Below are 22,641 nucleotides of genomic sequence, written 5' to 3' on the forward strand. Positions count from 1 at the left end.
TGTAGCGAAGTCGCGCGTCGGCGGGACGTTTTTTACCCTAGTTGTCTTAGATTAAATCGATGAAAAACGAACCGGACGAGAACCCCCCGACCGACCGGGAATCACCGGTCGGCGAACCTGTCATCCGCCGCGACCCTGAGGTCGCCGGCCGGGGGGCGGTCCGGTTCAGCCCGGACGACCCCGAGAGCGTCGCCGAGGCCGCCGACACCGTCCGTCGGTTCGCCTCAAACACCGCCGGCGCGGAGGACAACGTCTACATGCTCCGTGGTGCGGCCGCCTGTGCCGCGCTGGTCCGCGGTACCGGCTCGTACAAGACCGCCGCCGAGCGCGCCGACGGCGACGCAACCGTCTCCTTTATTCGCAAGTGGGCCCGCGTCCACGACCTCCCGCGGTCGATCCGCCGACACGTCGCGTTGGGCGAGATCGCGCCGACCGCGGCGAAACACATCGCCCGCGTCTCCGGGGAGTCGCGCTTTCTGCTCGCGTGGGCGACCCTCGATCACGGGCTAACCGTCCGGGAGGTCCGCTCGATCGCCTCCCGGGTCAACGAGGGGACGAGCGTCAAGGACGCCCTCGCGGCTGAGGGGGTCGATCTCGGGGCACTATCGGTGTCGTTGCCGCCCGACACGTACCGGGAACTCCGCCGGCACGCCGGCCTCGAAGCGACCGATCCGGACGACATCGTCGCGCGTGCCTTGGACGAGTACTTATGACCCATCACGACTTGTGAGCCACCATCGTTGCTTATTTATAAGCCGCTCGGGGCGATTACGACATCTGTCGGAGCGCCAGCCCAGAACGTCACCCCGGCGAGACTGCGGTCCGAGGGTCGCGGTTCGTTTACACCCGGTCCGGAGGACGGTTTCCCGCAATCGAAAGGGTTTATCAGTAGCCGTGGTAAGTACGGATAGAGGGCCGATAGCTCAGTCCGGCAGAGCGTCTGGCTTTTAACCAGACGGTCGGGGGTTCAATTCCCTCTCGGCCCGTATCCCGTTCCAAACACCGTCGAGCAACGCCGAGTGCCAGCGAGGCCTGCTCGTCTCGGACGCCGTCGAACGGATCGCGATCGGCGACCTCGACCCCCGACAACTCAGGCCGATTAAACGCCGACCGGCGAGTTGTCGGGACCTCGCGGGTCGCCTTTCTCAACGGAGGCGTATCCACGGTGCCGAACAGCCACACGTTATTTGAGCCCCCGCCCGTAGCCCAGGTGTATGAAGATACTCGAGTGCGGGGCCGCGGGACCCGCCACCGTCGCCATCGTCGGCGGTATCCACGGCGACGAACCCGCGGGCGAACGGATTGTCGACAGGCTCGCCCGGGAGCTTCCCGCCCCCAGCGATACTGATGGCGAGGGAACCATCCGGCTGATCGTGGCCAACGAACCGGCGCTCAAGGCTGAGACGCGCTACACCGACGCCGACCTGAACCGGGTGTTCCCGGGTGACGCCGACAGCGACGAGTACGAGCGCGCGCTCGCGGTTCGGCTGACCGATGCTCTTCAGGGAACAGACGCCGTACTCGCGATCCACACATCCCACAGCGCGCCGCCGCCGTTTGCCATCTATAGCCGCCTCACTGACTCGGTCCGACGGACGGTGACTGGTATGCCCGTCGAGTACGTCCTCGACTCCAGCGACCTGCGGTCGACGACGCTCGATTCGGTTGTCAACGACGCCGTCTCGCTCGAGGCTGGCCGACAGGGCAGCGAGGACGCCGTCGAGTTCGGTCACGAGGCGGCGCTCGACTTCCTGCGGGCCCATGGCGCGCTCGCGGACTCGCCGACGTTCACCGAGACGACCATTATTAAGGGGGGCGAGGAGGTCCCGAAAGGCGGCGGCGAACCGAGCGTCTACTACCGCAACTTCGAGGAGATCCCTGAGGGGGAGGTGTTCGCCAGCGACGATGTCTACACCCACCGCGTCGACGAGTCGGGGATCGTGCCGGTGCTCGCAAGCGAACGCGGCTACGACGATATCTTCGGGATCTACGGTCGGATCGCAGGGACGATCTCGCCGCCCGATGACGTCGAGAGAGCGTCAAACGAGTAACAGTCGGCGGCGTTGGCTGGGAGGTTGGATCGGGAAGCGCCACCGAGGGGAGCTATATGCTTTCGACGCCCCTCGGCGCTGGCCACTCGAGAAGTGACCCGTCGGACAGCGTCGCCGCCTGCTGTCCGATGTAGGCACGTTGGGCGCGCTCGATTGCTTCGGCGGGACTCGCCCCGGTATCGAGGGCGGCCGCGACGGCATCGCGCTTCCAACTTGCGGGGGTGCGCTGTCGGTCGACCCGCCCTCGGAGCGGGGCAAGCAGGTCAGTGACGTGTGCGTCCGCGCAGCCGTGGCGTTCGAGGCCCGCGGCCGCGGCCGAAAGCAGATCGGCGTAGAGTCGGTCCGCGTCGGTCGTCCGATCGCCGTCGGCCGTGATCCAAGTCAATTCGGCATCGAGGCCGTCGCGTGCGGCCGCATAGAAGTTCTCCTTGGCCGTCGACCACGGGAGGTCGACGGCCGGGTGCGCCGACTCGGCCAGTTGTGTCAGGAGGCCGCAGACGGCCGCGAGGAACGCGACCGTGTCGGGGATCGTCGGCTGCCCGGAAATGGGGCGGAACTCGATCCGGACGTTCGCGGCGCGCTCGGTCGCCCCCTCGAACACCGGGCGCACCCACCGCCAGTAACTCCCGTGTTTGTGCCGGAAGTGAACGAACGCGTCGTCGAACCGCTCGGCGGCGGCAATCTCGGCCGGCACGAGCACCGAGTCATCGACGATGCGGTCGATCGCTTCGCCGGGCGTCGCGATGTCCCCGGGAAACGACACCTTGGGCGGCCCATCGACGGGGTTCATCATCTGCTCGTAGACGGGAATCCGGTGTTCGGCGTACCCCCGCTCGAGAAGCAACTCCCGGTCCGGTTCGGGGTCGTCGTACAGCGCTGGCGGGAGCAGCGGCGAGTTGACGCCGAGCGCCAGCAGCGGCCCGGCCACCCGGAGCGCAATCCCGTGGTACGTCGGCAGGTCGGCTGCACGCCGGCACTGGTAGTGGGGCTGTATCGACGTCGTGAGGCTGACCGGGCCGGCGTTGTCAGCGTCGATACTTGCACCCGGCACGTCGATCGTCCCGCCGATCATCCGGTGGTCGTCGAAGCTCCCGAACCCATGGTACCGGGCGGCGTTGCTGACGTTGATACCGAGCGTGAGACCCTCCTCGCAGGTCGCCTCGGTCAGGTACGCGACCGTCGTTCCCTCCGCCGGACCGATCGTCCACACCCCGTCGCTGACGAGTCGGATACCCTCGTTGGCCGCGAGGCGCTGAGCCGCCTCAACCTTCGCCGTGACCTCGGCCCCGAGAGCGTCGATCCCGGCCCCGCTGAGCGGGTGGACCGCCGTATTCAACTCCGCGTTGTGTAGCCCGAGTTCCGCCTCGAACCCGACGCTGCCGAGCAACGACCGCGGGATCCGTCGGATCCCATCGGTCTCCAGATCGACCGCGTAGAACTCGTACTCGAGCCCGGTCGTCGCCTGGTCGTTGTCGAAGGTTCCTGCGCCGACGTGTTCGTGGACGAATCCGGCTTCCTCGCCGACGCGGGCATTGAAATCCGCCGGGTCGATCGCCGTGGCGTCCTTGAGCCGTTCGACCGGCGTCCCCCCAGGGTTCGTCATGCGCTAACGTACGCCTGAGAGTTGTATTAAAACCACTGTCGCAGACAGGCGATCAGTTAAGACCGAACCGCTGCAGGGGCGGCGTCCGACCGCGACAGTTTTTATTCGTCCGACACGAACGTACGAACATGAACTGGCAAACTGACTGGGGGCTCCGGTTTCGGATGGGGCTTACCATGTTCTTGCTCTTTGCCCTCTATCTCGTCTTCATCGGCGTATTGGCGGCGTACTTCGGAAACGTGCTGTTCGCCGTGGTGATGCTCGGGGGCTTTTCGATCGTCCAGTACTTTTTCAGTGGCAAACTCGCGCTGCGCGCGATGGGGGCCCAGACGGTGAGCGAGGAGGAGTATCCGGACCTGCACGCCCGGATCGGCCGGCTCGCCCAGCAGGCCGACCTGCCAAAGCCGACGGTCGCGGTCGCAGACGACCGGACGCCGAACGCCTTCGCGACGGGGCGGTCGCCCTCCAACGCCGCGGTCTGTGTTACGACCGGTATCCTCCAAACGCTCGACGACGACGAACTCGACGGCGTGTTGGCCCACGAACTCGCCCACGTCAAGAACCGCGACGTGGCTGTGATGACGGTCGCCTCGTTCCTCTCGACGATCGCTTTCTTCATCGTCCGGTGGGGATGGCTCTTCGGCGGCCGGAACCGCAACGGCGCCCCGCTAATCGTCGCTATCGTCGTCTCGCTGCTCGTGTGGGTGATCTCGTTCCTGCTTATCCGCGCGCTCAGCCGCTATCGCGAGTACAGCGCCGACCGCGGCGCGGCGATGATCACCGGAAACCCCTCGGCGCTCGCGACGGCGCTGATGAAGATCTCCGGGCGGATGGATCAGGTGCCCGAGGAGGACCTCCGCGAGCAGGCCGACATGAACGCCTTCTTTATTATCCCGATCCGCAAGGGATTCATCGGCCGGATCGCCTCGACGCACCCGCCGACGGAGCGCCGTATCGAGAAACTCCGCGAACTCGAACGCGAAATAGAGCGCTAGCTCGGGACAGTGCCCCGATCGCCGAGCAGGTCGACGACCTCGACGAGAACGGCGAGAGCGAAGGCATCCGTCTAGCAAAGGGCGTAGAGGTCTACGGTGTCGAAGCGCGGACAGCAACATCCCCCCGAAAGCACAAAACCGTTTGCGGGCTCCCGCGTCCGGCTTCAGCCATCCGTTCACTTCTTTGTGAGCGACCGTCCCGCGGGGTGGCTGTCCGCTCGACAGCAGGTCCGCCGGCCGTCTGACGGGTGTTTAAGCGGTCAAGCGCCCCACAGATAGATATGCTCACGCGCCGCAATTTGCTCGGAGCCGCCACCGCCACCATCGCCGCCGCCTCGGCCGCCGGCTGCGTGGAGGCGCTCGGGGAACAGGAGGGGGCTGCCTCCGCCGACCCCGAGACCGTCAGACTCGCGGAACTCTCGATACAGAACACTCACGGGGAGTCCCACCGAGTTCAGCTGGCGGTCGAGGCGGGGGCGGAGATGCTGCACCTCGGCACCTACGAGCTCGGCGCCGACGGCGGGAGCCGAGCGGTCGAGGGCGAGTGGACGGAGACGGCGGGCGAACACCGGATCCACGTCGCGCTCGACGACGGCGACGTCCGGACTGCCGACGTTGTCGACAGCGTCGGGGCGGGGGTCGGCTGTGCTCGCGTTCTGGTCCGGATCGGCGAGGACGGAACACTCGGCGTCTGGACCGGCGCGAGTTGCGGCTCCGGCGCCGATGAGTCCGATCTCGAGAGCGTTTAGGCGAACGTGCGTTCGAGTTCCGCTTCGATCTCCGCGATGTACTCGGCGAGCACCGTCTCGAAGCGGTCCTCGGAGACGACGACCCCGGTCCCCGAGAGCCGCTCGTAGGGCTCCTCGGGAACTTCGAGGTAGAAGCCCTCCGCGTCGTCGTAGAACGGCTCGGACTCGTTGAGCACGTTCTGGTCGATGCCGTGGATCAGCGTCGAGTCGTACTCGTCGTTCATCCGGTTGAAGACGTTCTTGTACGCCTGCTGAAGCTGCGGAAAGAGGTCGACGTACTTCTCCTCGTCGAAGGTCTCGGCGTCCATGATCGGCGCTTGTGCATCAACCAACAAAAGCGGGTCGGACCCCATCGACGGATCGTCAGCGCGCTCTCGAGCCACCGAACACAACGGCTTTTATTATCCGGGCGTAGCCGCCGGTATGTACCGAAGCGGGGCGTTCGTCGCCGACCACGTCGATCCGATAACCGACGCACAGCGCCAGCCGAACGGCGTCGACCTGACGGTCGATGCGGTCTTTCAGCCGTGCGAGCCAGGGCGGATCGGCCGTGATGGCAAGCGAATCGGCGACCGGGAGGCGATCGATCCGGTCGACGACCCGACTATGGCCGGGGAAGCGGGCCCCGACAGCGATGGTAGCGACCGTGAGGCCGGCGTCTATCGCCTCCCGCCCGGCGGCTACGTCGTCCGCTACGGCGAGACAGTCGCCATCCCAGAGGGCCACGTTGGGTTCATTTACCCCCGGTCGTCGCTTCTGCGAAACGCCTGTATGCTCGAAACTGCAGTGTGGGACGCCGGCTACGAAGGAAAAGGCGAGGGGCTGCTTGAGGTGTATCACGATATCGAGATCGAACCTGGCGCTCGGATCGCGCAGTTCGTCCTCGCCGAGGCAGGCCACGAAGGTACCTACGATGGGTCGTACCAGGGCGAAAACCTCTGATACGCCCATCGCACGTGTGTCGGATACCGGAGAGGGATCCAAGCGTAAATTAACGGGAAGAGGATCCGAACCTGAATCGACGGAGACCCTCACGGCCCGGTCGTCCCCTCAGACCCCGTTTCGCCGCCATGCTTATGTTACTCGTTAACATAATAATTGATATGTATGGTCCCGACGACCTGTTTGTAACGCATTCGTCAGACGGGGAGGCGCTCGAATGTCCGACGTGTGCGGAACCGCTGGTCATGGGATTGCCGAACGACGCGACGATAGAGGCTGTCGCACGCGGCCCTGTCAGCGACCGGAGCGGCCCCCGTCAGACAAAGACCCGCAAGGTCGTGTGCAGATCCGGCCACGAAGTGTACGTGACGTTCAGCGTCACGGCTCGCCCCGAACGGATCTCTTATTAAACTGGCCCGGCACGCGTCACTCCGCCACGAGGGCGTACACCGACCCGTCAAAACTGCCGATGTACACCGTTCCGCCGACGACTGCGGGGGATGACTGTACCGCGCCGTCGAGTTCGTGCTCCCATCGTCGCCGGCCGTCGTCGGTCGCGAACGCGTGGACGCGCGAGCCCTGGTTGCCGACGTAGACGGTCTCGCTGGCGATGGCTGGAGTGGTGGTGATTGGGCCGGGGATCTCCGTCGTCCAGATGTCCTCGCCGGTTTCAGCATCCACGGACACGATCCGTCCGTTTACACCGCAGGCGTAGAGCCGCCCCCCGGCGACTGCCGGCGAGGCCGCGACGCCTTCTCCGAGTGAACTGCTCCAAGATTCGGCCCCGTCGGCCGGTTCGAGAGCCGTTAGCGAGCCGCTGTCGGTGCCGACGTACACCGTTCCATCGGCGACCGTCGGTGCCGAGGTGACCGTCCCGTCGACCCGCACGTCCCAGCGTTGTTCGCCCGTGGTGCTGTCGAGGGCGTGGACGGTTCGACTCTGGCTGCCGACGTAGACCGTCTCGTTGGCGACCGCCGGGGATGATCGGACGGCGAGGCCGACCTCAAAGCTCCATTCCTCCGCGCCGTCGGCGGCAGCAATCGCATAGAGGGTGCCGTCGTCACCGCCGATGTACACCGTTTCGTCGACCACCGCCGGCGAACTCCGAACCCGGTCGCTCGTCTCGAACGCCCACGCCTCGGTACCATCCTCGGCGTCGATCGCGTAGACGTTGCCGCCGTCGCTGCCGACGTAGACCGTTCCGTCGACCACCGCCGGCGTGGAGCGAACTTCGCCGTCGGTCCCGAGACGCCAGGATTCGGCCCCCTCATCGGCGGTGAGGGCCCGAACCTCCTGATCGGAGCCGCCGGTATAAACCATCCCGTCGGCGACGACCGGGGACGACACGAGTTGCCCGTCCAGTTCCGTTTGCCACCGCTCGACGACCGGGTCCGTCGGGCCGTTCGCCCCGGGTGGCGCGCTCGTCCGTGCGGGATCGTACCCCAGCATCGGCACGTCCGTCGCCGACGGTTCCTCGGCCGCATCGTCGGGTTCAGCCGTCGTCTGCTCGTCCTCGTCGGTTGGCTGGTCTTCCTCTGTTTCAGCTTCAGGGGTGTCTGTTCGGGAGTCCCCGTCGCCGTTCGATGCACCCTCCTCGGTACCACCGCATCCTGCGAGGCCGGTGACCCCGATGGTCCCGACAACGCACAGATATCGCCGCCGCGTCTGTCTGTCCCCCATGCAGGGGGTATGTAAGGGGTTCACAGTAACTGTATCGCTCGACACGGTTGATGTGGCGACCAAGCCTCGGAGCCACCGCGGCGACACCCGATCGATCGGCGCCGTTTAATCCCCTCGGGCCGTGACCCGAGTATGAGCGTTCGCGCGGAGTTCGACACATGGGCGGCCGATGGCCGTGACCGCGGGATGGAGCAGCGACACTGGCACACCGCGAAACACGCCCTCGCCCGGATGCCGGTCGAGACGGACGAGACGGTGCTCGATCTGGGCTGTGGCAGCGGTTACGCCGGCCGGGCGCTCCGCGAGGCAAAGGACGCTGGCCGCGTCTACGGCCTCGACGGTGCCCCGGAGATGGCGCGGAACGCCCGGGGGTACACCGACGACCCGACGGTCGGCTACGTCGTCGGCGATTTCGATTCGCTGCCCTTCGCCGACGACAGCGTCGATCACGCGTTTTCGATGGAGGCGTTCTATTATGCGCCCGATCCGCACAACACCCTGCGTGAACTCCGCCGCATTCTTCGGCCGGGCGGCACCTTCTACTGTGCCGTGAACTACTTCGAGGAAAACGTCCACACCCACGAGTGGCAGGAAAACATCTCGATCAAAATGACGCGGTGGGATTACGGGGAGTACCGCGAGGCGTTTCGGGACGCCGGATTTCACGTCGCCGAACAGGACACCATCCCCGATAGGGAGACGGAAATTCCCCCCGAAAGCGAGTTTCCGACCGACGACTGGGAGCGCCGGGCGGACATGGTCGAACGCTATCGCGAGTACGGAACGCTTCTGACGGTCGGTGTCGTCCCGTAGCGCCGGTATCCGGTTCGATTCAACGCCGTTACCGGTTCGCGCTATCTGCCAGTCTCACTGCCCGATCCGCCGCCACTCCTCGAGCGTGAACCGATCATAGGGCGTCTCGCACTCAAGTTCCCAGCCGTCCTCGTTCCACATCGGATAGTAGCTGTCGCCCTCGTAGCTGCCGTGAACGCGGCTCAACACCATCCGATCGACACGGGGCTGGAGCAACTCGTACGCCTCGGCCCCGCCGAGGACGTAGGTGGTCGGGCGGCCGAGCGATGCCGCGATCTCAAGCGCCTCGGCGACGTCGCCGGCGTGGCAGGCGGTGGCGGGGTCGTATGAGCGTTCGACCCGGCTCAGGACGACCTGTGCCCGCCCCGGGAGGTCCCCGAGCATCGACTCGAAGGTCAGTCGGCCGAGGATCACCGGCGCATCGGCGACCCGTTCGCGGTACTGTCGTTTGTCCGCTGGGATCGATTCCCAGGGGAGTTCACCGTCGCGGCCGATCACGCCGTTCTCGGCGACCGCGGCGACTGACACCAACTCCATATCTCCCCGTGGGTCCGCGGCGGCATACGCGTTTCTGCGGCGTCAGAAATGACCGAGGCGGTCTCCGATTCGTCACCCGGAGCGGGACGATAGAGCGGTACGGACCGCTCGATACCGCTACGTGCCCGACCGGTCGGCACATATAAACGATTAGGCCCGCGTCCGACGGCCGTTGGGTATGCCCGACTCGACCGACGATCCGAACGTCCTGTTGCTCGTCCTCGACTCCGTGCGAGCGCGGAACTGTTCGCTGTACGGCTACGAACGGGAGACGACGCCGTTCCTTCGGTCCTTCGCCGACCGCGCGACCGTCTACACCCAGGCACGGGCTCCATCGAACTGGAGTCTGCCGAGCCACGTGAGCATATTTACCGGTCTCGAAACGCACGAACACCGCATCACCGTCCACGACCGGCTCCGGCCGGGCAACACGGTGTTCGAAACCCTCGAGGATAGAGGGTACGAGACGGGGGTATTCACCGAGAACGGGTTTGTGGCCGCCCACGAGGTCGGCCTGAACGAGGCCTTCGGGACGGTTCGGACGGTCCCCGAGGCGTACGACGGGCGCTATGACACGACCTCGTCGAATCCCGGCCCGGACGGGTTCTATTATGCCGACGCGTTCGCCTCGTGGCTCGACGACCGGGACGGCCCCTGGGCCGCTTGCCTGAACCTCATGGACGCCCACCGTCCCTTCGAACCGCGCACTGAGTTCGACCGGTGGGGCAACGAGCGAGCGCGCGAGATACAGCGCTCCCTGCCGGTTCGCTGGGAGTGGGCGTTCCACGGCGGCGAGCGTTCGTTCGAGGAACTCGACGCGCTCGAGTCACTGTACGACGGCGGAATGAGACAGGACGACGCGATCGTTCAGGATATCGTCGGGACGCTCGAGCAACGGGGACTGTTCTCGGACACGCTCGTCGTGATCTGCGGCGACCACGGCGACGGGTTCGGAGAACGGGGCCTCCTCCCGGACGAACCACGGGCGGTATCGCACATCGTGCCGATGAGTGAATCGCTGTTGCACGTCCCGCTTGTCGTCAGTGCGCCCGGACAGACCGATTCCCACCGGATCGACCGACCGGCCGCGCTGACGGCGTTTCCGGATGTCGCCCTCGGGCGGGCCGACCGCTCGAGCGGGTTCGCAACGGACACCGTCTACGCGACGAAACAGCCCGTGACGGGCGAACTCCGCGAGCGCTTCGAGCGCGCCTGCGATCGGGTCGAGCCTTACACCGCGACGAGCCGTGCGGTGTACGTCGCGGACCCCGAACGCCCCGGCAGCGTCGAGAAGTGGTATCGATGGGGGCTAACGGCGACCGCCTGCCGGATCCCGGAGGCGGGCGTCGTCAACGTGGGGCCGGCGATCGACCCCGGCGCCGTCAACACCGCCTTTGGGCCGGGGGCGTTCGATCAGGCTACCGGGTCGGGACCCCCCGATTCCGGCGGTATCCGGGAACCGCTCGAGGGGGCGGGGGTCTCGGAGGCGACGCGCGACCAACTGTCGGCGCTCGGGTACTACTGACGCCCGAAACGGGGGCGTGGCGGTGTTCTTACTCCTCGTAGCGCTCGCCGGCCGGGATCGCTATCTCGAGCCAGTTTTCTTGTGGCGGCAGCGGGCACTCGTAGGCGTCGGTGTACGCACAGAAGGGGCTGTACGCGAGGTTGAAATCCAGCGGGAACGTGTCGCCGTCCTCAAGCTCTCCGTCGTAGTGCAGTTCGATGTATCGACCCGCCGGATACGTCTGTTGGCCCGTCGTCTTGTCGCGGAACGGGACGAACAGCGACCCCTCATCCTGATCGACGCGGGTATAACCGACGAGAGTCTGCTCCGTCGGCTCGCCGCTTGCGTTCGGCACCTCGAAGTGCAGCCGCGCAGCCCGCTCGTAGAGCTGTTCGCCGTCAGCGGTCGTCTCCATCGTGACCGTCTCGTCGCTCTCATCGAGTTCGACCGTCACCTCGACGCGGTAGTCGGGACCGGGCTCGAAGTAGTCGAGGCCGTCAAAGTCCTTTCGTCCCTCCGGGCCGAGCGGCGAGGAGTGGGGCACCTCGAACTGTTCGTCCTTCTGTTCGCGGTACGACACGAGCTCCTCCCGCCAGGAATCAACGTCAAAGTCCATATGCGTGTTTGGTGGCGACGCCCGATAAGCCAAACGGGATGCCGCCCCCGGCCTCCGCTGTGGGGTCGCCGGGTCGTCTCCGGACACCCGGTCACCGCGGGTGCCGTCGATACGTCTTTAAGTGAAGCCGAGTCAGTTTCGTTCGTGTCCCCGGACCCCGAGTGGCGAGCGATCTTCGGCCACGACGAGCCCTACGACGACCAGGTCGACGGTATCGAGACCGCGATCGAAACCGCCGTCGAATCCGGTTTCCTGGCGCTCGAGGGCGCCTGCGGCACCGGAAAGACGATGCTCGCGCTCACCGCCGGACTCTCGTTAGTCAGGGACCCCGACTCGTCGTTCGAGCGTGTTTTCGTGTTGACGAGCGTCAAACAGCAGCTGAAACAGTTCGAGGCCGATCTCCGGACGATCAACGCGGACCTCCCTGAGGACTGGCAGCCGATCTCGGCGATGACGCTCGTTGGAAAAGCCGATGTCTGCCCATATAATCTCGCCGGGGCGGGCGGGATCGACGACAAAAACGTCTACGAGCGCTGTGAGGGGCTTCGCGAGCGAACCCGGGGGATCGACGACGGCGAGACGACCGCCGCCTCGCTGGCCGGGGCCGCAAGGAGCCAGCAGGTCGGCCTGGCCGATTCGGGTGGCGAGGCCGACTTCCTCGAGGCCGCCGGCGAGCCGACCCCCTACCCGAGGGCGATGCCCGAATCCGACGGCGGGACCGAGTACTGCCCCTTTTATGCGGGGTACCTCGAGGACCTGCCTGATGAGGGCGACCCGATCGAGGCCGTCCCGTTCGACCCGACCGACCACGGCCTCATCGAGACCGACGATCTGATCCGGCTCTCGGCCGGCCGCGGCAGTTGTCCGCACTCGGTGATGGGGGCGCTCCTGCCGAGCGTCGAAGTACTCGTCGGTAACTATTATCACGCCTTCGATCCGATGACGGTCGACTCGTTCACCGGTGGCCTCATCGACGAGAAGACGTTCGTGGTCTGCGATGAGGCCCACATGCTGGAACCGCGGGTGAGAGACCTCGTCGGCGACGGCGTCTCCGATCGTGCGCTCTCGGACGCAGCGCGCGAACTCTCCCGCGTGATCGAGCCGGTGGCCGCGGTCGAGGAGGCCGGAGCCGGGACACAGTACGGTGGGGATGCGAAAGAGCAGGCCGGGACGATCCGGGAGGTGCTCTCGGACTCGGACGTGACGCTCGGCGAACTCCGGGACACGCGGCGGTTCCTGACGTCGCTGCTCGATCGGCTCGACGACCGCGTGACGGACCATCTCGACGACGAACGCCCCGGATGGCACGAGAACCTCCCCGATCTCGGCGACCGCGAGATCCCGCTCCGTGACCCCGAGCGGCCGGGGGCGGACGAACTCACGCGGTGGGCCGAGCGCAACGGCTTCGACGCGCGGGTCTGGAGCCGCGCCGAGAGCGTCTGTGCGGTGGTAGGGCGGGTTCTCAACACACTCGAGGAGGAAGACAAACGCCGCGCCGCGCCGCCGGTGGGGCGGACGCTCACGCGCTGGCACGCCGCGGATCACACCGATTTCTTCCGGGAGATCGAACTGGAACGGACCTGGGACGACACCCGACCGGCGGGGTCGTGGAAGCGGGCCTACACCGCGACCTACAGCCTCCACAACTGTCTACCCGCGGGGGCGATCGGCGAACAGCTCGACGAGTTCGGCGGCGGGGTGTTGATGAGCGCGACGCTCGAACCCCTCGAGGTGTTTGCGGAGGTGACGGGGCTCGACCACCTCGAATCCGAGGCCGGCCGCCCCGTCGTCGAACGGACGTACGGCCTCGAGTTCCCGGAGGAGAACCGCGCCTCCTTCGCGCTGGCCGCCCCGAAGTTCACCTACGAGAACCGCGGCGACGTCGGCGAGACGACCCCGACGCGGCGCGCTCATGCCCGAGCGATCCGGCAGGTCGCGGCGTCCCCGGGCAACGTGTTGGTCGGGATGCCCTCCTACCGGGAGGCGGAGTGGGCCGCGGAGACGCTCTCAGAGCTCGACAAGCCAGTCCTGCTCGACGAGGCGACCGACGACGTGGCGACCGAGCAGTTGAAGCGCGAGTTCTTCGAGGGGAAGCCGAAGGTGCTGGTGACGAGCCTTCGCGGGACGCTCACCGAGGGCGTCGACTACCGCGGTGACAGGCTCTCGGCCGCGATCGTCTGTGGCGTCCCGATCATCAACACCGCGAGTCCACGGACGCGCGCGGTCCGGACCGCTTACGAGCGAGCCTTTGGGGACGGATTTAAGTATGCCCTTTCGGTGCCGGCCGTCAGGAAGGCCAGACAGGCGGTCGGACGGGTCATCCGCGGCCCCGACGAGTGCGGGGTCCGGGTGCTTTGCGATGAACGCTACGCGAAGGCGTCGTGGAACAGCGTCCGCGGGTTGCTCGGCGAGGCCGAGCGCGAGGAGTTCCAGCCGGTCGGCACGGAAATGTTCGAGTACGCTCTTGAGGGGTTTCGAGAACGGTAAGCTGACGCCCGCGCCCGAGCGGCCGCGGTGGTGGGCGGCCGTGTGAGTGTGTGGTCAGAACCGTAGAAAACAGCCAGTCGCTGGCAGCGAGCACGCGTTCGGGCGCGCTCCTTCCCTTCCTCGGACCGTGCGTCGGCGGTCACCGGGTCGCACGTCCGATCGCACGTTAACGGATGTCGTATCGGTATAAAAAGATGCTGGCCGACACAGTTCTCGAAACCGCCGCCTAGGCGCTGTCGAAGGCGAGAGTGCCCGTCTGTTATAATCCCGCACCGGCGTCGACGGTCGTCGAGTCGCCATCGGCGTGGCGAATCGACACCTCGTGGCCGGTGTGGCGGGCGTGGGTCTCCGCCCAGCGGCGCGCCGGGCGCTCGGTGAGAAACTCGTCGGCGTCTGAACACTGTTCGCAGGCGACACACCACGGCTGGACCTCATCGGGGAAGTGTCCGGCGTGGCGCTTGTGATCGAGCGCGAACCGCTCGACAGCCCGGTTACCGACACGAAGCGTATCGAGTTCGTACTCGAGGTCCCACTCCGCTCCACACCGGCTACACGTCACCGTCGGCGTGTCGTCGATGTCGTCCGTTTCGAGCCCCCCGCCGTCGAAGTGGTCTGACACGGCTGGCAATTGGGCGGGCGCGTATATATGTACTCGGGACGGACGGGTGAACTGCCCTACTCCCTCGGCGCTACGCGCCTCGGTTCTTGAGGCCGGAGGCTCCACCTCGAAAATGCTGAAGCCACGGCCGCTCCGACTATCGAGCGCGCCCCGTCCGTCGTCCCCGAGATGTCGCCTTCCCGCCCGTCGGCGTTGGCCCTCTCGGGTCAATATGTATAATCTTCCCCGACGATTGTGTTAAATATATAGTGAATATTAAGTTCTCGCACAACATTTGGATGCATATGGAGACACGCAAGGTACAGCGGCTGGGGCCGTCAACGCTCGCGATGACGCTACCCGCGGAGTGGGCGAGCGAGCAGAGCGTCGAAAAGGGCGATGAGGTGTCGCTCCGGATGGGCAGCAAGGGAACCCTGACCGTCATGCCCGAATCGGTACAAAAAGAGGAGAGCGAGGCGGTCATCCACGCACAGAACCTCGACGCCGACTCCGTCGAGCGCGCAATCGTCGCCCAGTACGTGCTCGGCCGTCGTGTCATCCACGTCGAGGTCGAAAGCGGCGGTACTCTCGACTCCGCACAGATCAACGCCGTCTACAACGCCGAAACGCAACTGATGGGCCTCGGCGTCATCGAGGAGACGCCCGAGCGAATCGCCATCCGGTGTTCGGTTGATCCGGAGGACTTCACGCTGGATAACCTTCTCGAACGGCTCGAATCGACGGGGTCGACCATGCGAAACGAGGGGATCAAGTCCCTCGCCCACGGAAACCCCGACCTCGCACAGCGGGCATTAAACCGCGAACGCCAGGCCAACAAGATCTTCGTCCTCCTGTTGCGGCTTATCTTCACCGCCTATCAAAACCCCAACCTCGCGCGGGCAGTCGGCCTCGACTCCGGCTTTCCGCTCATCGGCTACCGCGCCATCGCCAAGAATCTGGAGTTGACCGCCGACAACGCCGAGGACATCGCCGAGATCGTCCTCGAAACGGAGGGGCACACGCTCAACGTCGACAGCGCCACGATGCGGCGCATCCGAGATTTCACGGACCAGGTCAACGAGATTACGGAACTCGGCGTCGGGGCCGCGGTCCATCGCGATTACGATATGGCGATCGAGACGCGCAACCTCTTTGCGGAGATCAGAAACCGCGAGGTCGAGATCCTCAACGATCTCGAGGAGATGCCAAACGAGGACCTCCTCCGTGTGCGGGAAGTACTCGTCAGCCTCGGCCAGACCGCCCAATACGCCGTCCGGAATGCCGAGATAGCGACGAATCTCGCGCTGAATAAGGACAGCGACCACGTCACGGTCAGATAAGCAGTGAGCATCACCGGTCGCTGTCTCCGACACGCCCGCCGATACGAGTTTCTCGCCGCCTGTTCCTCAATGGACTGACGATCGACGCCGACTTCGGTTGCTCGCGCAGCGACACTCGTGGGGCCTCGCCCCCGGTTATCTCTCCGCTTTCCCCGTCTTACTCGTCCACATCGTCTCGGAGGCTCGGGTGCGTCGTCGGTTCGTCGCCGTGTGGCGTCTCGAACGCCTCGGCCATCACCGTCATCGACTCGCGCTCGCGGCGGCGGCGCTCCTCGGCGTCGATCTCCTCACAGCCGGGGGGCACCTCGCGTCCCCGATCGGTGAAGTACCCCTCCGGCGCGACCCAGTCGTGATAGAACGGAACCTCGGAGTCCTCGATCAGCGTCAACGCGACCTCGGAACCGTGACCCGCACAGACGATCGTCTGGTGGGCCTTGCCGGTAATTCGGCCGGCAGCGTACAGTCCCTCTAGCCCCGTTCGACCCCGCTCGTCGACGTCAATGTAGGTTTTCGACCCGCGTTCGAAGAGATCGACCGAATCGACCCCGCGCAGGTACTCCGGGTCGCTCCACGACGCCGCGAGGACGTAGTCCGCGACGAGCGTCGGGGGATCGGCGTCGTCAGTGTCGAGCCGAACCCGAAAGCGGTCCTCGTCCGAGAGGAGGTCGGCGACGCGCCCGTTCTCGAGGAGACAGCCGTTTCGCTCGGCCCCGCGTTCGAGCAGGTCGGCAAACAACCGGGGGTTGACGCCGGCGGGAAACCCCGGAACGTTCTCGAGGTGTGCGTTCCGGCGGAGGATGGACTCGCCGCCACCCAGGACGACCGTATCGAATCCCGCGCGGGCGAGGAAGGTGCCAGCGGTCAGTCCGGCGACGCCGCCGCCGATCACGACGACCCGCCCAGCGTCGGGCGCTGAATCATGATTGCTCATACCACCCATTGGGGCGGCCTCAACACAAACGCCTCGGTTCGACGGGAGGCTTTTATTACCGAGCGCCGCAGTACGACCGTGAGCGAGTACGTACTCTACGGTGGGAAGGGCGGCGTCGGCAAGACGACCTGTGCGGCCGCGACCGCGCTCGGTCGCGCTCGGGCGGGAGTTCCAACGCTCGTCGTTTCGACCGACCCGGCCCACTCGCTGTCGGACGTCTTCGATACGCCGATCGGGGCCGAACCGACGCAGGTCCGCGAGGGACTCGACCTGTGGGCCGTCGAGGTCGATCCCGAGGATCGGATCGGCCGATACCGAGGACAGATCAGCGCCGCCCTCGAGGATCTCGAGGAACTCGGCATCACCCTCGACGGGGACGATCTCGACGACGTCATCGAGGCCGGCGTCGCCCCCGGGACCGACGAGGCGGCGGCGATGGACCTCTTCGTTGACTACATGGACGACCCTCGATACGACTGCATCGTCTTCGACACCGCGCCGACGGGCCACACGCTTCGGCTGTTGAAACTGCCGGACGTGATGGAGTCGGCCGCGGGAAAACTCATCACGGTCAAATCACAGGTTTCAAGCCTCGCAGAGTCCGTCCAGGGGTTTCTCGGGAGCGGGGGCGACGACGAGCCGGACGACGACGGTCCCGACCTCGACCTCGAGGCGTTACAGGAACGGATGGCGCGCGTCGGGGAGGCGCTCCGGGACCCGGATCGAACGGAGTTTCGGGTCGTGCTCGTCCCGGAGACGATGGCGATCCTCGAGAGCGAGCGCCTCCTGTCGGAGCTCGACACCCACGGCGTCCCGGTCGGCGGGGCCGTCGTCAACAGGGTGCTCGAGGACCCCTCGCCGGACTGTAATCGGTGTCAGTCGCGCCACCGACGCCACCGTAACCGGATCGAGGAGGCCCGCGAGCGACTTTCACCGCCGCTGACGATTGTGCCGGAACTGCAGGAGGAGGTTCACGGCTTCGACGCAGTTGAGGAGATAACTGGACATCTCGACGGCTCGCAGGCCACAGACGCGAGTCGGTAGCCGACGCCGACGGCCGCACCGTGGTTATTTTTCCCCGGCCCCTCGGCGGCGCCGGCGGAGATAAAGCGACAGCGTGCTCGCGAACGCGAGCAGGGCGGCCACAGTAGTGATCGCGAACGCGACCCGGTAGCCGAACTCGGTGTACGTGACCGTCCCGGCGACGGCGTCGCCGGTCCGGTATCGGTCGACGGCCAGCCCCATGAGCGTCGGCAGGACGGTCGCGCCGAAGAAGCCTGCGCCGTTGATCGTCCCGGTTGCGACGCCGCTGGCCTCGGCAGGGTATCGCTCCTTGATCACCGGCAACGTGAGGACGGAGACGCCCATGCCGCTCCCGACGAGGAAGTACACCGCTGCGACGACGGGCAGCGGCGGTGATCCAAGGAGTGGGATGACGGCGAGCGCCAGCGTGAAGACACCGAAGCCGACGACCATCGGGAGGAGCCGACGCCCGACCCGGTCAGAAACCCACCCCACGCCGGGGCCGCCGACAAGGATGCCCACCGAGCCGAGGAGCGTGAAATACGACGCGGTCGTGACGTCGAGGCCGTACACTGAGACGAGATACGGGACGCCCCAGAGGCCGACAACGGTCAGGATCGTCCCCATCCCCGAAAAAAAGGTCAGCGAGAGGAGCCACTGGTCGGGATCGGCGAGCAACTCGCGGAGGTAGCCGCCGGTCTCGGCGAGCGTCACCGACGCCTGCTCGGGCACGTTCTCGATGGGGGTGAGCCCCGCCGCGGCCGGTGACTGCCGCGCGAACGCGAAGACGGCGACCCCCGAGACGATCCCGCCAGCAGCAAGGGCAAACACCGTTGCACGCCAGCCGAACCGCCCGACTGCAACCGCGAGCGGCGTCGTTGCGAGGATCGCGCCGATGCCGGCGATCCCGGACGTCAGCCCCGCCATCGTTGCGAACTCGTCAACGCGGTACCAGTTCGCACAGAACCGAAGGATCGAGACGAAGATGACGCCGCTGCCGAGGCCGATGACCGCCCGCGAGAGCGCCGCGCCGGCGTAGCCGCCACTGGCGGTGAAGCCGACCGCTCCGAGGCTAAGAACAAGCGCGCCCACCGAGCCGACGTACCGCGGTCCGTAGCGGTCCGCGAGCACTCCCGTCGGGATCTGGATGAACGCGTAGATCACGAAGAACGAGGCGTGAAGCGTCCCGAGCTGCGAGGCCGTAATATCGAAATCAGCCGTCAGCTGTTCGGAGATAACTGCCGTCGAGAGCCGGTGAACGTTGACGAAGAGGAACACCGACGCTAGCGCCCCCCACGCGAGCCAACGCCGCTTCGTGGGGTCCGAAAGCAGGTTCACGCCCGACGTTGACCGCACGGTTTGGTAAGAATTATGATGTCACTACTCCCGTACGTCGGGTAGCAATACCCTCACCATCGGGGCGTCGGGGATGGCGGCCGAAGTGCGCCCGAGCACCGGGGTGTGACGCTCCGTCGCGTCCGGCCGCAACGGTCCTGCCGGCATAACGGGGGCCCGCTTCAGTCGTCGTCGGCAACCGGCGGTTCTTCGCGCGGCCCGCCGGGGTGGCCCTCGTGAGCAACGGCGTGGGCCAGCAGTTCCTCGGAGATGTCCGGAACGTCCGCCTCGGTGACGGGCCCGTGTTCGGCGATCGCTTCGAGATCGCGGGGGAACGCCCGGAGGTCGTAGTGGTTACCGATCCCACAACGGGCGCCCTCACCCATCGCCGTCGGGATCTGGTTGTGTCCGGGCGTCACGTCGCCGACAGCGTAGACGCCGTCGACGCTCGTTCGGCCGTGGTCGTCGACCGCGATGGTGCCGTCGTCGTTCAACTCGACGCCGAGTGATTCGGCGAGATCGGTGTTGTACTCCGCGCCGTACATCGGGAAGCCGCCGCGGTACTCCCGGACGGCCCCGTCCTCGAACTCGAACGCCGAGAGCCAGCCGTCGTCGTTCTTTTGCATCCCGACCACGTCCTCGTGGATGATGTCGATCGGGTGGTTCTCGAGCATCTCGGCGGTCTCCTCGGACCACTCGATTTCCTCGCCGCGGGTGAGGATGTCGACATCCGGCGTGAAATTCAGCATGATCATGGCGACGTGGGCGGCCGAGTCGCTCGTCCCCATCACGTACACCGATTCGTCGACGAACATGTAGGCGTCACAGTGGAGACACCAGTGGAGTCCCCTCCCGGTCCGAGGCAGCGGCGGGTCCGGGCGCTCGTCTGAAAAGCCCGTCGCGAGGACGACGTGGTCGGTCGTCACCTCGGTGTTGCCAGCGGTGACGTGGAAGCCCTCACCGTCGTCGAGCGGTTCAATGTCGGTAACGAAGTCTTGGACGTAGTTGGCTCCGTAATCTTGAATCTGCTCGGTCGCCGTCGCGAGGAACTCGTTGCCGGAAACATCCTCGGTCACGCCGATGACGTTGTGCGTGTCGAGCATCATCGCTGCGCGGCCGCCACCGCGGTTGATGACCGCCGTGTCGTGTCCGAGCCGGGTCGCATAGAGCGCCGCTGTCAGCCCGGCCGGGCCGCCACCGACGACCGTCACCTGATAGTTGTCTGTCATCGATATCTCTTAGGACGCCAAGTCGCTTAACTTTCCGGCCGGTGTGCCCCGTCGATGAACGACCGCCGATGATCGGGTGAACGGCGAATACCGGCAGCGGGCGCTTGCGTGTCATTTACTCTCGTGGCGAAGGACAGGTGATATAAGTGATGAGCCCCTATATCATGCTGGACCACTCGCGCCAGGGGACGACGCCACCCCCGCTGTGGGACAGGGATATCATGACCAGTCGTGTATACAGACTTCACTCGACGCTGGAACTGCAACTCGAAGACGTCCACGAGTTTTTCGACGGGTACGATCTGCCGGTCGAAATCGAGGACGTTGACGTGACGAGACGAAACAACACGCTCATTGTCAGCGCTGTCGCCGCCGAGGACAACATCTCGAAGTATACCCCGACGGCACAGCTGAAGGCGAGCATCACCGAAAATCGGCTCTACGAGACCGAAGACGGCTGGCAGGAGACGCCACCGGAGCCGGATACCGGCGCCTCGATCAGCGACGACGACGACGACGGCCCACAGTGGGGGAACTTCAGCGACGGCTCCCAGATGCAAGAACAGGAACCCGAAATCAACTCGAAACTCGTTGAGTACGCCTGCTTCAAAGGTGACCGCGAAACCGTGCTCCAGAACACGGCGTTGCAGTACCCGATGTTCGAGGTCCTTCGGGACCTCGCGAAGTTCGCCGAAAAGGGAACACTGACAGCGATCGTCGCCGTCGACGACGATCTTAAGGCGATCCGAATCGTCGACGGCGAGGGGCGGTCCGCGAGCGTCGAGGTCGTCGACGACCCGCAGGAACGCAGCTCCGAGAACACCGTCGACTGGCGCGACAACAAGTTTATCAGCGGCTGATCTCCTGTCTCAGCACGTTCGCTTCCACGCACACCCGACAGCGGCGTTCATCGGCAGACGGCACGTTCTAGTAGCGAACCGACCGAACACCGGCCGTGTCGTTGGTCACCGCGCTCACTGACGCGATCCGCCCCGTCTTTTCGATCGCCGCGGTCGCGTTCGGCCTCGGCAGGGGTGTCGGGCAGGTGTTCGTTCTGGCGTGTGCGATGCCCGCCGCCGTGACGCCGCTGCTTTTGACCGTCGAGTACGACCCCGGCGGTGAAGGCGTAATCCGCTCCGAGTACGTGAGCACGGCGATCTTGCTGTCAACGATAGAAGTGCCGCCACGCTGGCGCTGCTTCTGTTCGCGTTGCACTCGGGAGTGCCGTTTTGAGGGCCAGAGCCCGTAGCTGCCACGACCGGCCGTCAACCGATACAATAAATATTGTTGACGAGTACGCAACCGTATGAGCAACTCGACGGCGGCTGACGTGGACCTCGTTGGCGACGAAACCGCCGGAAACATTGCGCGTGCGGCGCTCTTCGCGGCGCTCATGGGCGCGTTCTCGTACGTCTCGTTTCCGTATCCGCTGTCGCCGGCCCCGGTCACCCTCCAGGTGCTCGGGGTCTTTCTCGCCGGACTGTTCCTCGGCCCGCTGTGGGGCGGCGCATCGATGGTGCTGTATCTCCTCTCCGGGGCGATCGGCGCACCAGTCTTCGCGGGCGGTAGCGCCGGCATCGGCGTGTTACTCGGCCCGACCGGCGGGTACCTCTTCTCGTATGCCGTCGCGGCTGTCGTCGTTGGAGTGATCGCCCACGGGGGGCTCCGAGTGCGGTCGCTCGCCGAGACGCCGGTCGTCCGGATGCTCGCAGGGATGATCGCTGCCACGGTCGTCATCTACGGAATTGGCGTCCCATTCCTGTGGTGGAACCTCGATATGACGCTTCGGACCGCCGTGATCACGGGCGCGGTCGTCTTCGTCCCCGCCGAGGCGGCGAAGATGGCCGCGGCGGTCGGGATCGTCAGAAGCGACGCGATCCGGGCTGAATGATAACGGTCCGGGACCTCCGGGCCGAACGCGGTGACACGACGGTTCTGGACGGGCTGTCGCTTCGGATCGAGGACGGCGAGTTCCTCGTCGTCGCGGGGCCGAACGGCTCCGGGAAGACGACGCTTGTCCGCCAGTTCAACGGGCTTCTTGAGCCGGAATCGGGGACCGTCCGGGTCGACGGGATCGACGTCTCCGAGAACCCCGTCGCAGCCCGTACGTCCGTCGGGATGGTGTTTCAGAACCCACGAGACTGTTTCGTCGCCGCGATAGTCGGCGCAGACGTGGCTTTCGGCCCGGAGAACCTCGGATTCGATCGC

Annotated in this window: 23 protein-coding genes and 1 tRNA gene; 15 read left to right on the forward strand and 9 right to left on the reverse strand. The window is 66.0% G+C overall.

The window, feature by feature from the left end; genetic code table 11:
* The first annotated feature begins 59 nt into the window (after positions 1-59).
* The 3 genes from ACI944_RS02405 (at position 60) to ACI944_RS02415 (ending at position 2,051) form a co-directional block, all read left to right on the forward strand.
* A complete protein-coding gene (locus ACI944_RS02405; RefSeq protein WP_411717475.1) occupies positions 60-713 on the forward strand; it encodes a hypothetical protein in 654 nt (217 codons plus the stop codon).
* 199 nt (positions 714-912) lie between these two features.
* Positions 913-986 (forward strand) — tRNA-Lys (locus ACI944_RS02410).
* 228 nt (positions 987-1,214) lie between these two features.
* Positions 1,215-2,051, forward strand: a complete 837-nt coding sequence (locus tag ACI944_RS02415) for a succinylglutamate desuccinylase/aspartoacylase family protein (RefSeq protein ID WP_411717476.1) — start codon at positions 1,215-1,217, stop codon at positions 2,049-2,051.
* Positions 2,052-2,103: 52 nt separating this feature from the next.
* Here the strand turns inward: ACI944_RS02415 and ACI944_RS02420 are convergent, their stop codons facing one another.
* On the reverse strand, positions 2,104-3,654 hold the full coding sequence (locus tag ACI944_RS02420) for a hypothetical protein (RefSeq protein ID WP_411717477.1): 1,551 nt from the start codon (positions 3,652-3,654) through the stop codon (positions 2,104-2,106).
* 128 nt (positions 3,655-3,782) lie between these two features.
* On the opposite strand from ACI944_RS02420, the gene htpX reads away from it, so the two are divergent.
* Together htpX and ACI944_RS02430 are read left to right on the forward strand one after the other, a co-directional pair.
* On the forward strand, positions 3,783-4,649 hold the full coding sequence (gene htpX, locus ACI944_RS02425) for a zinc metalloprotease HtpX (RefSeq protein WP_411717478.1): 867 nt from the start codon (positions 3,783-3,785) through the stop codon (positions 4,647-4,649).
* Positions 4,650-4,930: 281 nt separating this feature from the next.
* The gene (locus tag ACI944_RS02430) at positions 4,931-5,398 is read left to right on the forward strand and encodes a hypothetical protein (RefSeq protein WP_411717479.1); all 468 of its coding nucleotides are present in this window, start codon (positions 4,931-4,933) and stop codon (positions 5,396-5,398) included.
* Here ACI944_RS02430 and ACI944_RS02435 read toward each other — a convergent pair.
* Entirely contained in the window at positions 5,395-5,706 is a 312-nt protein-coding gene (locus ACI944_RS02435; RefSeq protein WP_411717480.1) for a DUF5783 family protein, read from the reverse strand. The two genes, ACI944_RS02430 and ACI944_RS02435, sit on opposite strands and share 4 nt — an antisense overlap.
* 115 nt (positions 5,707-5,821) lie before the next feature.
* On the opposite strand from ACI944_RS02435, the gene ACI944_RS02440 reads away from it, so the two are divergent.
* Complete coding sequence (locus ACI944_RS02440; RefSeq protein WP_411717481.1) at positions 5,822-6,340, forward strand: deoxyuridine 5'-triphosphate nucleotidohydrolase; 519 nt, start codon at positions 5,822-5,824, stop codon at positions 6,338-6,340.
* A gap of 426 nt (positions 6,341-6,766) precedes the next feature.
* Here ACI944_RS02440 and ACI944_RS02445 read toward each other — a convergent pair whose 3' ends face one another.
* Positions 6,767-8,020, reverse strand: coding sequence for a PQQ-binding-like beta-propeller repeat protein (locus ACI944_RS02445; RefSeq protein WP_411717482.1), 1,254 nt, complete (start codon positions 8,018-8,020; stop codon positions 6,767-6,769).
* 132 nt (positions 8,021-8,152) lie between these two features.
* Here ACI944_RS02445 and ACI944_RS02450 point away from each other — a divergent pair, with 132 nt between their 5' ends.
* Positions 8,153-8,833 carry a class I SAM-dependent methyltransferase gene (locus ACI944_RS02450; RefSeq protein ID WP_411717483.1) on the forward strand — a complete coding sequence of 227 codons (681 nt, stop codon included), beginning with the start codon at positions 8,153-8,155 and terminating at the stop codon, positions 8,831-8,833.
* 54 nt (positions 8,834-8,887) lie between these two features.
* Here the strand turns inward: ACI944_RS02450 and ACI944_RS02455 are convergent, their stop codons facing one another.
* Positions 8,888-9,370, reverse strand: a complete 483-nt coding sequence (locus tag ACI944_RS02455; protein ID WP_411717484.1) for a dihydrofolate reductase — start codon at positions 9,368-9,370, stop codon at positions 8,888-8,890.
* 178 nt (positions 9,371-9,548) lie between these two features.
* Here ACI944_RS02455 and ACI944_RS02460 point away from each other — a divergent pair, with 178 nt between their 5' ends.
* Positions 9,549-10,895, forward strand: a complete 1,347-nt coding sequence (locus tag ACI944_RS02460; RefSeq protein WP_411717485.1) for a sulfatase — start codon at positions 9,549-9,551, stop codon at positions 10,893-10,895.
* Between the two features lie 28 nt (positions 10,896-10,923).
* Here ACI944_RS02460 and ACI944_RS02465 read toward each other — a convergent pair whose 3' ends face one another.
* Positions 10,924-11,490, reverse strand: a complete 567-nt coding sequence (locus ACI944_RS02465; protein WP_411717486.1) for a DUF1684 domain-containing protein — start codon at positions 11,488-11,490, stop codon at positions 10,924-10,926.
* 144 nt (positions 11,491-11,634) lie between these two features.
* On the opposite strand from ACI944_RS02465, the gene ACI944_RS02470 reads away from it, so the two are divergent.
* Positions 11,635-13,977, forward strand: coding sequence for an ATP-dependent DNA helicase (locus tag ACI944_RS02470; protein ID WP_411717487.1), 2,343 nt, complete (start codon positions 11,635-11,637; stop codon positions 13,975-13,977).
* 259 nt (positions 13,978-14,236) lie between these two features.
* Here the strand turns inward: ACI944_RS02470 and ACI944_RS02475 are convergent, their stop codons facing one another.
* Complete coding sequence (locus ACI944_RS02475) at positions 14,237-14,596, reverse strand: hypothetical protein (protein ID WP_411717488.1); 360 nt, start codon at positions 14,594-14,596, stop codon at positions 14,237-14,239.
* A gap of 284 nt (positions 14,597-14,880) precedes the next feature.
* On the opposite strand from ACI944_RS02475, the gene ACI944_RS02480 reads away from it, so the two are divergent.
* Positions 14,881-15,915: a PhoU domain-containing protein gene (locus tag ACI944_RS02480; protein ID WP_411717489.1), complete on the forward strand. Its 1,035-nt coding sequence runs from the start codon at positions 14,881-14,883 to the stop codon at positions 15,913-15,915.
* A gap of 157 nt (positions 15,916-16,072) precedes the next feature.
* Here ACI944_RS02480 and ACI944_RS02485 read toward each other — a convergent pair whose 3' ends face one another.
* Positions 16,073-16,846 carry an FAD-binding protein gene (locus ACI944_RS02485; protein ID WP_411717490.1) on the reverse strand — a complete coding sequence of 258 codons (774 nt, stop codon included), beginning with the start codon at positions 16,844-16,846 and terminating at the stop codon, positions 16,073-16,075.
* A gap of 78 nt (positions 16,847-16,924) precedes the next feature.
* On the opposite strand from ACI944_RS02485, the gene ACI944_RS02490 reads away from it, so the two are divergent.
* The gene (locus ACI944_RS02490) at positions 16,925-17,890 is read left to right on the forward strand and encodes an ArsA family ATPase (RefSeq protein WP_411717491.1); all 966 of its coding nucleotides are present in this window, start codon (positions 16,925-16,927) and stop codon (positions 17,888-17,890) included.
* A gap of 24 nt (positions 17,891-17,914) precedes the next feature.
* On the opposite strand, the gene ACI944_RS02495 is transcribed toward ACI944_RS02490, so the two are convergent.
* Together ACI944_RS02495 and ACI944_RS02500 are read right to left on the reverse strand one after the other, a co-directional pair.
* On the reverse strand, positions 17,915-19,207 hold the full coding sequence (locus tag ACI944_RS02495) for an MFS transporter (RefSeq protein WP_411717492.1): 1,293 nt from the start codon (positions 19,205-19,207) through the stop codon (positions 17,915-17,917).
* Positions 19,208-19,386: 179 nt separating this feature from the next.
* Positions 19,387-20,433, reverse strand: coding sequence for an NAD(P)/FAD-dependent oxidoreductase (locus tag ACI944_RS02500; RefSeq protein ID WP_411717493.1), 1,047 nt, complete (start codon positions 20,431-20,433; stop codon positions 19,387-19,389).
* 221 nt (positions 20,434-20,654) lie between these two features.
* Between ACI944_RS02500 and ACI944_RS02505 the strand changes: the two genes are divergently transcribed.
* From ACI944_RS02505 to ACI944_RS02520, 4 genes are all read left to right on the forward strand, one after another.
* A complete protein-coding gene (locus tag ACI944_RS02505) occupies positions 20,655-21,293 on the forward strand; it encodes a hypothetical protein (RefSeq protein WP_411717497.1) in 639 nt (212 codons plus the stop codon).
* A 95-nt stretch (positions 21,294-21,388) separates the two neighbouring features.
* Positions 21,389-21,682, forward strand: a complete 294-nt coding sequence (locus tag ACI944_RS02510) for a hypothetical protein (RefSeq protein ID WP_411717494.1) — start codon at positions 21,389-21,391, stop codon at positions 21,680-21,682.
* Between the two features lie 57 nt (positions 21,683-21,739).
* On the forward strand, positions 21,740-22,324 hold the full coding sequence (locus ACI944_RS02515) for a biotin transporter BioY (RefSeq protein ID WP_411717495.1): 585 nt from the start codon (positions 21,740-21,742) through the stop codon (positions 22,322-22,324).
* Positions 22,321-22,641, forward strand: a 321-nt coding sequence (locus ACI944_RS02520; RefSeq protein WP_411717496.1) for an ATP-binding cassette domain-containing protein, incomplete at its 3' end; no start/stop codon positions are given. The genes ACI944_RS02515 and ACI944_RS02520, both read left to right, overlap by 4 nt.

It is taken from the genome of Natronomonas sp., from assembly GCF_046710025.1.
GTDB lineage: Archaea > Halobacteriota > Halobacteria > Halobacteriales > Haloarculaceae > Natronomonas.